The following is a 12,510-nucleotide window of genomic DNA, read 5'->3' on the forward strand; positions in this document are numbered from 1 at the left end:
GCGTGATCACGTGGTTCTGCTCGACCAGCGCCACGGCCTGATCGGCGGCCAGTCGGCGGGCGGCCCGCTCCGGCAGGCGGATCTCGAAACCGCGTAGGGCGGCGTGGTAGACGTGGCCGCGTACGCCGCCGTACCTGCCGGCGAGGCGGTCGGCGGTGGCGGCGACCGACGCGACCGACCCGGCGGCGGCCCGGTCGTGCAGCAGCACGATGTAGCTGTCCGGCACGGCGGTGCCGCCGCCGGCGTGCCGGATCTGTCCGGTGGCTGCGGCGGCCGGTGTCGCGGCGACCAGGCCCGCGCCGAGGGCGAGGGCGGCGCCGAGGGCCGCCGCCAGCGACCGCCGGCGTCGGGTGCCAGGAGCGATCATGTTCGGTCCTTTCCGACGGGCCGGCCCCGGGGTGGTGACCCCGGGGCCGGCGGATGATCGTCAGGTCAGCTGGACGGGGCGAGGTAGAGCAGGCGGTTCGGGGAGCCGGTGCCGGGGCTGGTGACCGTGCCGGTCGTGGCGGTGGAGACCAGGTACGACGCCACCTGGGCCGGGGTCCACGACGGGTTGTTCTGCAGGACGCGGGCGGCGGCGCCGGCCACGTGCGGGGCGGCCATCGAGGTGCCGCTGATGGTGTTGGTGGCCGTGTCGCTGGTGTACCAGGCCGACAGCACGTTCGAACCCGGCGCGAAGATGTCCACGCAGGTGCCCCAGTTCGAGTACGACGCGCGGGCGCCGTTGCTCTGGGTCGCGCCGACGGTGATCGCCGTCGGCACGGCGGCCGGGGAGTAGTTGCAGGCGTTGGCGTTGGAGTTGCCGGCGGCCACCGCGTAGGTGACGCCGTCGGCGATCGAGTTGGCCACGGCGGAGTTCAGGGAGGTGTTGAGGCCGCCGCCGAGGCTCATGTTCGCCGCCGCCGGCTGTCCGGCCTGGTGGTGGGAGGTCACCCAGTTGACCCCGGCGATGACGCCTGCGGTGGTGCCGCTGCCGGAGCAGTTGAGCACCCGCACGGCCACCAGCCGGGCGCTCTTGGCCACCCCGTAGGTCGATCCGCCGACGGTGCCGGCGACGTGCGTGCCGTGGCCGTTGCAGTCCGCGGCCGGCAGGGCGTTGTCGACCGCGTCGTAGCCGTCGACGGCCCGCCCGCCGAACTGGCTGTGGGTGGTCCGGATGCCGGTGTCGATGATGTACACGACGATGCCCGAGCCGGTGCTGGTGTAGCTGTAGGTGCCCGACAGCGGGAGGGCGGCCTGGTCGATCCGGTCGAGGCCCCACGGCGGGTTGGTCTGGGTCGCGGTGGTCGTGACGGTCTGGTTCTGCTCGACGTACGCCACGGCCGGGTCGGCGGCCAGCCGCTTGGCGGCCCGCTCCGACAGCCGGACCTCGAACCCGTTGAGCGCCTCGCCGTACACGTGTCCGACGGTGGCGCCGTACCGGCCGGCGAGGGTGCTGGCCGCGTTCGCGACGGCGGAGGCCTGGGTACCGGCCCGGCCGCCGACGGTGCTGTCCTTCAGCACCACGATGTAGCTGTCCTTGACCGCGGTGGGGCTGCCGGCGTAAAGGATGTCGCCGGTGGCCGGCGCCGCGCTGGCCGGGGCGCCGACCGTGGCGGCGGCCATGGCGGCGGCGGTGAGGACGCCGAAGGCGGCCAACCGGCGGGGGCTCGTGCGGGGGAGTGTCATCTCCCGGTCCTCCCTTGTTCTGGCCAGCCCGGTGGGCTTCGTGTAACCCAACGGGCCGGTCGAGCGGTTGGGGAGGAGCCTAAGACGTATCCGCGAGCATCGATATATATCGAATGGTTCATAGCGTGGCCCTATGGTCGTCCGCGCGCCCGGGGAACTGCGGGCCGGCCTGGTAGCTGGCCTTCACGACCTGGGCGTGGCGCTTTGGTTCGTCGGTGCGCGACCTGCTGGTGCGGTCGGTGTGCCGACGGTCGTGGGCCCGGCCCGGCCCGGCCCACGGCGACGGTGGGCGGGACCGGGCCCGGTGGTGCCGGTCGATCAGGCGGTGGTGCCCGTGACGTTGCTGCCCGAGCGGGTCACCTTGTACGTGACCTTCTCACCGCTCCAGAAGTGGAAGGTGAGCGTCACCGGGGCGTTGTCGTTGACTGCGGCGAAGAAGTCCGAGGTCAGCGCGATCGAGTTGCCGGTGTAGTTCGGCTTGAACGTGACGTCGAACTCCTTGAACGACGTCCAGTCGTGCGGGCCGGCGTTGCTGCCGTCGGCGTACTTCGCCTCCATCGTGGCGAGCTGGTCGCCGCGGAACTGGGTGGGGATCGCGAATGAACTGGTCGTGCCGGTGGCGTTGCTCAGGATCGGCCGGTCGTAGGTGATGATGTTGAGTCGCCACGGCACGCCGGCCGAGAATCGCGCGTGCAACGTCGCGTTGACCCCGTACGCCCGACTGCCGGTCAGCCGGGTCAGCGCGGCGGCGGTCAGGGTGAGCTGGTTGCCGCTGACGGTGTAGTCGGTGCCCCGGACCAGGTCGGTGTTGCCCTGGCGCAGGCCCTGGAACGTGGTGCCGTTGGGGTTCAGCGTGATCGTCTTGGCGGTGATGGCGCTGGCCTTGGCGTTGAACACCAGATCCGACGAGGCGGTGCCGGAGCGGGTGCTCCAGCTCGACTTGATCTGGGCGATCAGCTCCGGGTCGCTCCACTGGAACGAGGTGCGGCCGAAGTGCTGCCCGTTGTCCCACAGCATGGTGGTGAGCTTCTTGGTCCGCGCGTAGTAGCCGAAGTATTCGAAGAACTTCAGCTTCTCGCCCTGCTCGATGGTGCCGGTGTGCCGGTCGAAGCCGAGCAGGCCGTACTCGCCGACGATCACCGGGATGCCCTTGGCGACGAAGGCGTTGTACACCCGGTCGAAGGAGTCGGTGAGGTCCTTCTGGGTGGTCGCGTCGAAGTGGGTGCCCCCGGCGACGTTCACGCTGAACGGCCAGTAGCCGTAGTAGTGCACGGTCGCGATGAGGTTGGGGTCGTTGAGCGCGTTGAACGTGGCCACCAGTTCGTCGAGGCGGGCCTGATCCGACGACGTGTGCAGGGTGGGCAGCACCAACAGGCGGGTGGCGTTGTTGCCGCCGGAGGCCCGCACGATGCGGTGGAACGAGGTGTTGAGTTCGTTCAGCAGCGTCGCGTTCTGGGCGTCGCCGGAGCTGCCGGTGAACTGCGGCTCGTTGACGCTCTCGAACACCAGCTTCGACGAGGAGCCGCGGAAGGCGTTCGACAGCTGGGTCCAGATCGCGTTGTACTTGGCCAGCACGTTGGTCCGGTCGGTGGGCATCGTGTTGATCCACTGCCACGAGTCGTGGTGAATGTTGATCATTACGTAGAAGCCGTCGGCGAGCGCCCAGTCGACGACCTCCTTGACCCGGTTCAGGTAGGCGGCCTCGATCGGGTAGCTGGGCGCGCCGCCCAGGTGCGCGCTCCAGGTGACCGGGATGCGGATGCTCTTGAAGCCCTGCGCCCTCACGTTGTCCAGCAGCGCCTCGGTGATGCGCGGGTTGCCCCAGGCGGTCTCGTCGGCGCCGACGGCGTCCAGGGAGTTGCCGAGGTTCCAGCCGGGCTGCATGTCGGCCACGGCCGCCATCGCGTTGCCGGCCGGGGGCGGGGTGGTCGGAGGCGGCGTCGTGGGCGGCGCGGTCGTCGGGCCCACGCCGCCGGTGCACGTGACACCGTTGAGCGCGAAGGAGGTGGGGTTCGTGTTCGCGCCGGACCACGACCCGTTGAAGCCGAAGGAGACCGTCGCGTTCGTGGCGATGGCGGCGTTGTAGCCGACGTTGGCAGCGGTGACGTCGTTGCCGGAGGAGGTGACTGTGGCGTTCCACACCTGCGTCACCCGCTGGCCGGAGGGGAACGTCCAGGTCAGCCGCCAGCCGTTGATCGCGTCACCGAGGTTGGTGATGCCCACGTTCGCGCCGAACCCGTCCTGCCACTGGTTGCTGACCTGGTAGGTCACCGCGCAGCCCGCCGCCGCCTGGGCGGTGCCCGACACCAGGACGCCGACGGCGGCCAGCAGCATCGTGACCGCGCTGGTGAACGCGCCGGCCCGCCATCGGGTTTGTCGGGTGGTGCCTCGTATGCCGATCATGACGCTCCTTGCCGAGAAGATGCCGCCGATTGGTGGTGCCAGTGGGGCGTCAGCGAATGCGCACGTGGCACCCATGAGAACCGCAGATTAAGTTTGCAACGTAAACTTTGTCAATCGGTGAGCGACTATCCCTGTGCCGTCGCGGGCGGGCGCCTGCGGTCGATTCCGCGCCGCTGCGGTCGCCGCCTCGGCCGCTAGGCTCCAGGTGCCCCGGTCCAGGTCCGGGCACGGAAGGTGGCCGAGCTACCCGACGGCGGCCGGGGCGGGAAGCCGAAGAGGTGAGCCCATGAAAGTTTCCGTCCCCGTCGTCATCGTGGGCGCGGGACCCACCGGCATGACGGCCGCCGCCCTGCTCGCCGGTCACGGCGTCGCCTCCGTCGTCCTCGACCGCTGGGCGCAGCCCTACCCGCGGCCCCGTGCCGTGCACCTCGACGACGAGGTGTGCCGGATCCTGCACCGCGTCGGCGTGCACGAGCGGTTCTCCGCCATCTCCCGCCCGGCGGCCGGACTGCGGCTGCTCGACCCCGACCACCGCGTCCTCGCCGAGTTCGGCCGGGCCACGACCGCCGGCCCGCACGGTCACCCCCAGGCCAACATGTTCGACCAGCCCGCGCTGGAGGCACTGCTGCGCGCGGCCGTCGCTGGCAACCCCCTGGTCCACCTGCGCGGCGGCGTCGAGGTCGAGTCCGTCCGCGCCGAGGGCGACGGGCCGGTCGCCGTCACCGCCACCGACCGCGCGTCGGGCCGGCGGGAAACCCTCACCGCGCGGTACGTCCTCGGCTGCGACGGCTCCAACAGCACCGTCCGAGCCCGGACCGGCGGCACGATGCGCGACCTCGGCTTCGCCCAACGCTGGCTCGTCGTCGACGTCGACACCGACGCGGAGATCCGCGCCTGGGAGGGCGTGCACCAGGTGTGCGACCCCCGCCGGGCCGCCACCTACCTGCGCGTCGGGGCGCGCCGCCACCGGTGGGAGTTCCGCCTGCTGCCGGGCGAGACGGCGACGGCCCTGTCCGCCCCGCCGACCCTGCACCGGCTCGTCCGGCCGTGGACCGGGAGCCTGCCGTCCGAGGCGCTCACGGTTATCCGCTGCGCCGAGTACACCTTCCGCGCCCAGGTCGCCGACCGGTGGCGCACGCGGGGGGTGTTCCTCCTCGGCGACGCCGCCCACCTCACGCCGCCGTTCATCGGCCAGGGACTCGGGGCGGGTCTGCGCGACGCCGCCAACCTCAGCTGGAAGCTCGCCGCCGTCCTGGCCGGCAGCCTGCCAGACCGGGCGCTCGACAGCTACGAGGCCGAACGCCGCCCCCACGTCACCTCACTCATCCGCCTCGCCGTGGGAATCGGCCGGGCCATGACCGAGGGCGGCGAGATCGGCAACGTGCTGCGGCGCGTCGTCGCGCCCCGGCTCGTCCACGTTCCCGGCCTGCGCGCCCGGGTCCTCGACAGCGCCACCCCGCCGCTGCGTCCCTCGGCCCTGCGGTGGCGACGCCGGACGCCGTGGGGGCTCGCCGGCCGGCTCTGCCCCAACGCCCCGCTGGCCGACGGCCGCCGCCTCGATGACCTGCTCGGCTCGTCCTTCGCCCTGGTCACCGACCGTCCGCTGAGCGCGGCGGCCACCGCCGAGGCGCGGCGGCGCGGCGTGCTCAGCGTGCCGGTCGACCGGTCCCCGGCCCTGCGGCGGTGGCTGCGGCGCGGGGCGACCCGCGCGGCGCTCGTGCGACCCGACCGGACCGTCCTGGGCACGGGCGACCCGCTGACCCTGCTGCGGGCAGCCCCGCCCCTGCCGCCCGCCGCCGGCCCCGGGGCGGCTGACCCGACGTGTGCTGGCCGGTGGCCGCCCCGCCCGCCCCGATAGGCCCGTTCCTGCCTCCGTGCCGCGCCCGGTGGGGAGCGCCGCCGAGCGGGCCCGCGACATGCAGCGCCGCCGGCCGGTTGCGGCGATGGTCCACCATGGAGCGCATCCGGGCACACGCGGGTTCGCGGGTTCGAGGGACGCATCGACGTGGACACCACCGGGCCAGGGGCCCCACTGCTGATCGGCGAGGTCCACACCGGCCTCCTGCAGCACTCCACCGCGCTTCCCGCCGGCGCCGTCGCCCGGGTCCTGCGCATCCGTCCCGGGGAGCGGGTGGGGACCGTGGACCGGCCGATCCGGTACGCCGTCTCCCCATCCCTGTTCACGGGGGTGGACTGCGGGTTCGGCGGTGCCGTGGGCACCACCCGGGTGGTCGGGGCCGTGTCGTCCCGGTCCACCGTCACCGGCGGCCACGTCGTGCAGGCCTCCTCGTTCGCGCGGATCGCCCCCGGCGTCCAGGGACGGCGCGCGACGTGGTCGCACTACCTGGCCAACCCCGGCACGCTGGAGGCTCTGGGCGGCCGGCTCGCGGACCGGGCGGACGAGGCATTCCTCGCCGGTGAGCCGCCGGGCACGAGCCTCGACCTGGGCGGGATCAACACCCGGCTGATGGACGTGGTCCAAGCCGCGGGACTGGACCGGCGTGCCCCCTTCCGGGTTCCGCGCACCCGGCTGCGCTGGACCGCCCGCCACACCACCGACACGCACATCGACTTCGGCGTCGAGGAGGGCCACCTGCGTTCGTTGCGCCTCGGTCTGGCCCCCACCGGCCGCGACCCCTGGGACGAGGTCAGGTCCTTCTGCGAGGACGTCGCTCTGCACGACTGGCTGCTCACCGGGCTGCTCCATCTGATCGACAAGGCCGTCGGCGTGGACGGCGACGACGTCGTGCGGCGGCTGCGCCCGGTCGTCGACCACCTCCTGCACCTGTGGATGCCGGCGGCGCGCCCGGACCGGACCACCGCGCCGCTGTGGGCGAGCCTGGACCGCCAGGTGGGATTCAGCCGACAGTGGGACAACTGTGCCGGCTGGGTCCGCGACCGGGTGGGCATCGCCTCCCTGCACCGACCGGCCGGGCCGCGATGAGCCGGCTGTCGGGCCTGCGCGACGCCTGGGCGCAGACCGGAAGGCCCGTACGCGCCGCCTGCCTGGCCATGTGGTCCGCCGGTGGGCTCGGCACGGCCGTCGGGGCAGCGGGCGACCAGCTCGGTTGGTGGAACGACCGGCCGTTCCTGACCAACCTGATGTCCTCGCTCGTCGGCGCGTTGTTCGGCATTCCGCTGGCGCTCATCGTGCTCCGCCGCATCACCGCGATGGAGGGCCGCCGCACCGAGCGCGCCGACGCGCTGCACATCGCCCGCGGCACCGCCGCACGCCTGGCCGCCGACCTCGCGCCGCTGTGCCCGGACCGGCGGCTGGCCGAGCGGGCAGCCGCCACTCTGCGCCGGCTCGACGACGAGTTGTTGGCCGGGCTGACCGACCACCGGTTCGGGCCCGCCCTGGCCGAGGCGCTCACCGGGTGGATGGAGGCGGTTCACCTGTGCGGCGAGGGACTGCTCGGCGGCCCACCGGCCGGGGACGCCCTGCGGGACGCGGCGGCCACCTGGCGGCACCTGCGCTCCGACGTCGCCCCCCGGCTGCGCACGTACGGCGTCTCGTGGCCGTCCAGGGCAGCCGCCGACCGGGTCGACCGGCTGCTCGCCGACGTCGACGCGTTCCTGCGGGGCGACCCCAGCGACGCCCAGCACCTCGCGGAAGCCGCCCGGGTGACCCTGAGCGAACGCACCATAGCCCCGCTCGTGGCCGTCTACGCCGACGAGTACGCGGTGCTCGGTGGCATCCGCGAGCAGGTGGGAACCCTTTCGGCGGGGGTTGCCGCCGTCGTCGCCCTGCTGGCGGCGGTGGACCAGCTCACCATCGACCTGCCGGACCCTTACAGGAACACGTAGCGGAGCCGGTCGACGGGGAACCCGGGCAGCGCCAGCCCCTCGCTGGCGGCGCGGTCGCGGACCTGCCGCGCCGCCGCCGGGTCCACGGCGACCTGGTCGAGGATCGTCCGGACCGCCGTCTCGACCGGCAGGAACCCGCCCGGCAGGACCGACAGCGTCCGGTACGCGCAGAACGGCGCCGGCCGGTCGCCGACCTGGATCACGGCCGGTAGCTCCGCCCACGTGTCCGGGAAGGCGCCGCGCCACCGTCGGGGCTGCGCGACGGGTCGCCCGGCGTCGCGCAGCAGCCCCAGCCGCAGCAGCTGCCACACCCCCGACAGGAACGCGCACGACCAGGTGCGCGAGCCGTCCCGCTCGTCCCACAGCTCGACGTCGACGAAGACGGAATGCCGGCGGGGGACGTTCTGCCGTGGCGGGGTCCACTGCCCACCCGGCGACATCGCCTGGCCGCTGTCGGCGGCCTCCCCGGGCCCGGAGCGTTGCCCGTTGGACAGCCAGCCGGCGACCGGGGGCGGCGGTCGCGTCCCGTTCGTGCCCGGGGTGGGCTCGCAGACCAGGCTGCCGGCCACGATCGCGGCCGGCGAGACGTCCCCGACCTGTGCGCACGCGGACTCGCGGGCCAGGTAGTCGATCGCGACGCCGTTCTCCTCGGCGGCCCGCAGCAGGGGCGGCAGGACCTCACGCGGCGACGCCGGCGCGGAGAGGTAGTCGTCCACCAGGTAGCACGTGCTCACCCGTGGGGCGGCGTCGGTGCCGCGCCGCTCGGACTCGACCGCCGCCCGGAACCAGGGAGCCACCGTCGCGAACAGCTCCCGGTAGTGGTCCGCGCTCTCGGCGTAGTCCGCCTGGTAGAGGTGGCCCAGCTCCACGGAGAGCCGGGCCAGCGGCACGGCCTCCACCCGGCGGCGGGCGCCGGCCTGCTCGAACCGCACCTGCGCCGGCCCGATCGACTCAGGCCCGATCGGTTCCAGGGCGGTCACAGGCTCTCCCACGCCTCGTCGTCGGTCACCGCGCGGGCCAGCCAGTCGAACGCCTCGACGGTCGCCTGGTTCGCGATCCCCCGGCCCCAGACGTCGTTGTCGGAGATGATCTGCTCGCGCCACTGCAGCAGCGGCTCCAGCGGCGCGCTGCCCAGCAGCGTGGTGCGCCCCATGCGGTGGCGACTGGCCAGCTCCTGGAGATCCTGGTTGCAGTCGCGCAGCCACGCGATCTGCCCCGGGCGCAGGCCGGCGAGTTCGGCGGAGTCCAGGTCGACCACGGCGGTGCGGACGTACCTGATCGCGTCCAGCAGGGCCGCCCGATCGTGCCCCAGCGCCGCGCCCGTGTCCGCGATGCCACGCCGGCCGTGGACGAGACCGGCGGCGGCGAGAATGTGCTGCCGGGTCCACCGGTGGAAGACCAGCCACCGCGCCGGCACCGCCGCCAGGGCGGACTGCGCGGTGACGGCGAGCGCGAGCTGGGTCGCGTACGAGCGGCCGGCGCTCAGGTCGACCAGGCAGACGTCGAACTCCTCCTCCAGCCGCAGCAGCAGGTTGGCACACTGCTGGACCGTCTCGGCGCCGATGGGGAACTCGCCGCCGCCCTCGTCACCGGGGAACAGCACCAGCTGACCCGTTCCGGCCGGCCGGGTGCGCAACCCGGGTCGCTCGCTCTCAGTCCACACGTCCACCCGGTGCGGGCTGGCCGCCGAGCCGGTCAGGTAGCTGTGCAGCCCCCCGGACGGCGTGCCGCGTCCGACGGAGTCGACCTGGAAGATCGTGCCCACGGTCGGGGAGCCGAAGTCGAAGTCGAGATAACAGACGTCCCTACCGGCCAGGGCGCACCGGTAGAGGATGTTGCAGCCGGTGACGGACCGGCCGGTTCCTCCCTTGTCCGAGGCGGCGAAGACCAGCACGGGTCACTCCACGTCCTGGCGGGCCGCGGACAGCTTGTCCAGCTCCTGCAGCACGTGCGTGGCGAGGGCGACGGCCGTACCGGGCCGGGTGTCGATGATCCGCCGGGCGCGGTCCAGGCGGGCCTGGACGGCCTGTAGGTGCTGACGCATCGCCGGGCCCGCGGTGTCGGCCCCGTTCAGCAGCTCCTGGCTGAACAGGTGCTCCGCCTCCAGCAGCAGATCCTCCCCGTACGCGACGAGCCGCTCGCTGCGCAGCGGCGGCCCGCCCGTCAGCCTCGCCGCCGCCACCAGGCACTCGACCACCCGCTCGGTGTACCGCCACGACGGCAGGTCGTGCCGGTCGTCGACGAAGGGGTACACGTTGACGGCCTGGTCCCACAGGTTCCGCGCCGGCCCGTCGTGGATCCGGCGGCGCGACAGGTGGTCCCATACCTCGTCGGCCTGCTGTAGCAGCTCGCCGCGCAGGCCCGGGTCCCGCATCAGGCCGGCGAGGCCGAGCATGCGCTTGAGCAGCAGCGGGGAGAAGTCGGTGCACGGCCACAGCAGCCGACCCGGGCCGGCCTCCTCGCTGCCGACGAGGGAGATGAGCACCCCGGGGGAGTGCAGGGCGACCGCCGGGTCGCGTTCGAAGGGCCGGCGCACGATCCGGGCCCGCCCGGCCAGCTCGTCGAGCACCCGGGCCACCCGGCCCAGTTCGGTGTCGGGGGAGCGTTGCTGGATGAGGTCCTGCACGGTCATCGCGGTCACCAGGAGACTGAAGTAGTCGGACTCCTGGTTGTCGGTCGTCCGCCAGGGGATGTCCTCCAGGGGCCAGCGCGCGGTGCCGAAACTGGCCACGGTCGACCAGTAGCGTTGGGTGATGTCCCAGCGTAGTTGCAGCGCCCGCGCGAGGCGTTCCTGTTCCTCGGTCAGCAGGCCGAGGATGCGCGTCCGCTCGGAGAACAGCTCCTCGATCCCGTTCAGCGCGGCGAGGGAGAAGTAGAGGTAGGGCGCGGCCTCGGCGACGCCGGGCCGCTGGAGGCCGATCTCCTCGCCAACGTCCACTTCGGGGGCGTCCTTGATCACCCCCCAGGACCAGCCGCACTCGAACAGCCGGCCCGGGTGGTCCAGCGTGTCGTTGATGTCGGGCGCGGCGATCAGCACGCCCCGCAACGCGGCGCGGACGTCGGTCAGCCCCTGCCGGAGGCTCTCGACGACCAGCCGGTCGGCAGCCTGTCTGTTGACGGTGCGGATCACGTCGCGCGCGAGTCGCCTCGAACGCGTTCACCGCGAAGCTGCGCAGCAGCCCGACCATCGCCCGCCGTCAGCCGCTGGTTCGCCCGCTTCTTCCAGCTCCGTCGATCTCGTGGGCGAAGCTGGACCCGGGTCCACGACGGTCCCGGAACACCCCGGGCGAAACCGATCGGCCGGCCAGCGGACAAGCCGCAACCGACATGGTGTACGAGTCGACGATGTCCATGCCGGCCTGCTCGGCGCTGAGCTCGTCGGAGCCGTCGACGTGGAAGTAGCCCGCGCCGGAGAAGATCGGGGTGCCGTCGGGACGGGTGTACCGCAGCAGGTACTCGTTGAGGACTCTGACCAGCAGCCGGGGAACCTCGATCGCGTCGCCGAAGTCGTTCAACGCCCGCAGCACGTCGTCGGATGTCGCGTCCGGCCACTCCAACACGAAGCGCGGATCGGTCGTCGCGGGGAGCATCAGGCAGAGCAGCTGTTCGGCGTCGCTGATGGAGTTGGAACCGTCGCGGCCTCCCCACACCCAGGTGCCATCGCGGTAGCACAGCCGCGCCGTCGCCCGCCAGATCTCCAGCAGCTGTTGCCGGGGTTGCATCCTCATGGGCGGGGGGACACCTCCTTGCCAGCCGCACGGATCTCGCCTCCCAGCATGGGGCACCGGCGCAAGGGCGCCTGGCGCGGCCAGGGCCGGGTGCCGGGCGTGCGGCATGCGCCGGGATCCGTGGTGGCGAGAATGTCCAGCCGGGACATACCCGCAGGTCAGGCAGCTCTTCGCGTCAGGGGAGGGGGCCGATTTTGTGGGCCGGCTGGGAGGGAGTAATGTTCTGCGCCGGCAGGGAAACGGGCGCCAAGTGGGAGACCACGGCGGACGGCCTGCCGGATCCCAGAAAGTGCCCGGCGGCAGCCGGACGCTGAATGGTGTCCGCAATTCGGGTGGAAGCGGGTCGGATCGGGATGTTCCGGTTTGACAGTGCGGAAACCGGAGGGTAGCGTAGTAAAAGTGCCCGGTGCGAGAGTGGCGGGTGCAGGGTTGGTTTGAATGCCCCGGACGGGGCCCTCGGTTGGGGGTTTCGGATGGTGTGTGGTTGTTCTTTGAGAACTCAACAGGGTGCTTGATAAGCCAGTGCCAATTAGTTTTATGACCCCGTGCTGGCCGAGCTTTTGCTTGGTTGGTGGGGATTCCTTTGGCAACACTTTTTGTTGTCGGGATGGATTGTTCAACAAGTTTTTGTTGGAGAGTTTGATCCTGGCTCAGGACGAACGCTGGCGGCGTGCTTAACACATGCAAGTCGAGCGGAAAGGCCCTTCGGGGTACTCGAGCGGCGAACGGGTGAGTAACACGTGAGCAACCTGCCCTAGGCTTTGGGATAACCCCGGGAAACCGGGGCTAATACCGGATAGGACTGCTGGTCGCATGACTGGTGGTGGAAAGTTTTTCGGCCTGGGATGGGCTCGCGGCCTATCAGCTTGTTGGTGGGGTGATGGCCTACCAAGGCGACGACGGG

Annotated in this window: 10 protein-coding genes and 1 rRNA gene; 4 read left to right on the plus strand and 7 right to left on the minus strand. The window is 72.2% G+C overall.

The annotated features are described in order from the left end of the window. From MCAG_RS34140 to MCAG_RS29230, 3 genes are all read right to left on the minus strand, one after another. Window positions 1-367, minus strand: a 367-nt coding sequence (locus MCAG_RS34140; RefSeq protein ID WP_036375771.1) for a protease inhibitor I9 family protein, incomplete at its 3' end; no start/stop codon positions are given. A 65-nt stretch (window positions 368-432) separates the two neighbouring features. After that, the gene (locus tag MCAG_RS29225) at window positions 433-1,668 is read right to left on the minus strand and encodes a S8 family peptidase (protein ID WP_036375774.1); all 1,236 of its coding nucleotides are present in this window, start codon (window positions 1,666-1,668) and stop codon (window positions 433-435) included. 318 nt (window positions 1,669-1,986) lie between these two features. Next, the gene (locus MCAG_RS29230; protein ID WP_369751346.1) at window positions 1,987-4,071 is read right to left on the minus strand and encodes a cellulase family glycosylhydrolase; all 2,085 of its coding nucleotides are present in this window, start codon (window positions 4,069-4,071) and stop codon (window positions 1,987-1,989) included. Between the two features lie 286 nt (window positions 4,072-4,357). On the opposite strand from MCAG_RS29230, the gene MCAG_RS29235 reads away from it, so the two are divergent. The 3 genes from MCAG_RS29235 (at window position 4,358) to MCAG_RS29245 (ending at window position 7,878) form a co-directional block, all read left to right on the plus strand. Next, on the plus strand, window positions 4,358-5,929 hold the full coding sequence (locus MCAG_RS29235) for a bifunctional 3-(3-hydroxy-phenyl)propionate/3-hydroxycinnamic acid hydroxylase (protein WP_007076540.1): 1,572 nt from the start codon (window positions 4,358-4,360) through the stop codon (window positions 5,927-5,929). A gap of 147 nt (window positions 5,930-6,076) precedes the next feature. Then, window positions 6,077-7,015, plus strand: a complete 939-nt coding sequence (locus MCAG_RS29240) for an SCO2521 family protein (protein ID WP_007076541.1) — start codon at window positions 6,077-6,079, stop codon at window positions 7,013-7,015. Next, window positions 7,012-7,878 (plus strand): hypothetical protein, encoded by an 867-nt coding sequence (locus tag MCAG_RS29245; RefSeq protein WP_007076542.1) that lies wholly within the window; start codon window positions 7,012-7,014, stop codon window positions 7,876-7,878. Before MCAG_RS29240 ends, MCAG_RS29245 begins: the two co-directional genes overlap by 4 nt. On the opposite strand, the gene MCAG_RS29250 is transcribed toward MCAG_RS29245, so the two are convergent. The 4 genes from MCAG_RS29250 to MCAG_RS35500 all read right to left on the minus strand — a co-directional run bounded on the left by MCAG_RS29250 (window position 7,863) and on the right by MCAG_RS35500 (window position 11,606). Continuing rightward, complete coding sequence (locus MCAG_RS29250) at window positions 7,863-8,858, minus strand: SCO2522 family protein (protein ID WP_232290326.1); 996 nt, start codon at window positions 8,856-8,858, stop codon at window positions 7,863-7,865. The genes MCAG_RS29245 and MCAG_RS29250 overlap by 16 nt on opposite strands. Next, the gene (locus MCAG_RS29255; RefSeq protein ID WP_007076544.1) at window positions 8,855-9,772 is read right to left on the minus strand and encodes an SCO2523 family variant P-loop protein; all 918 of its coding nucleotides are present in this window, start codon (window positions 9,770-9,772) and stop codon (window positions 8,855-8,857) included. Before MCAG_RS29255 ends, MCAG_RS29250 begins: the two co-directional genes overlap by 4 nt. Before the next feature lie 3 nt (window positions 9,773-9,775). Next, window positions 9,776-11,008, minus strand: a complete 1,233-nt coding sequence (locus tag MCAG_RS29260) for an SCO2524 family protein (protein ID WP_007076545.1) — start codon at window positions 11,006-11,008, stop codon at window positions 9,776-9,778. Between the two features lie 67 nt (window positions 11,009-11,075). Continuing rightward, window positions 11,076-11,606: a hypothetical protein gene (locus tag MCAG_RS35500; protein WP_232290327.1), complete on the minus strand. Its 531-nt coding sequence runs from the start codon at window positions 11,604-11,606 to the stop codon at window positions 11,076-11,078. A 627-nt stretch (window positions 11,607-12,233) separates the two neighbouring features. Here MCAG_RS35500 and MCAG_RS29265 point away from each other — a divergent pair. After that, window positions 12,234-12,510, plus strand: a 16S ribosomal RNA gene (locus tag MCAG_RS29265); the annotation flags it as partial.

Source organism: Micromonospora sp. ATCC 39149, assembly GCF_000158815.1.
Taxonomy (GTDB): domain Bacteria; phylum Actinomycetota; class Actinomycetes; order Mycobacteriales; family Micromonosporaceae; genus Micromonospora.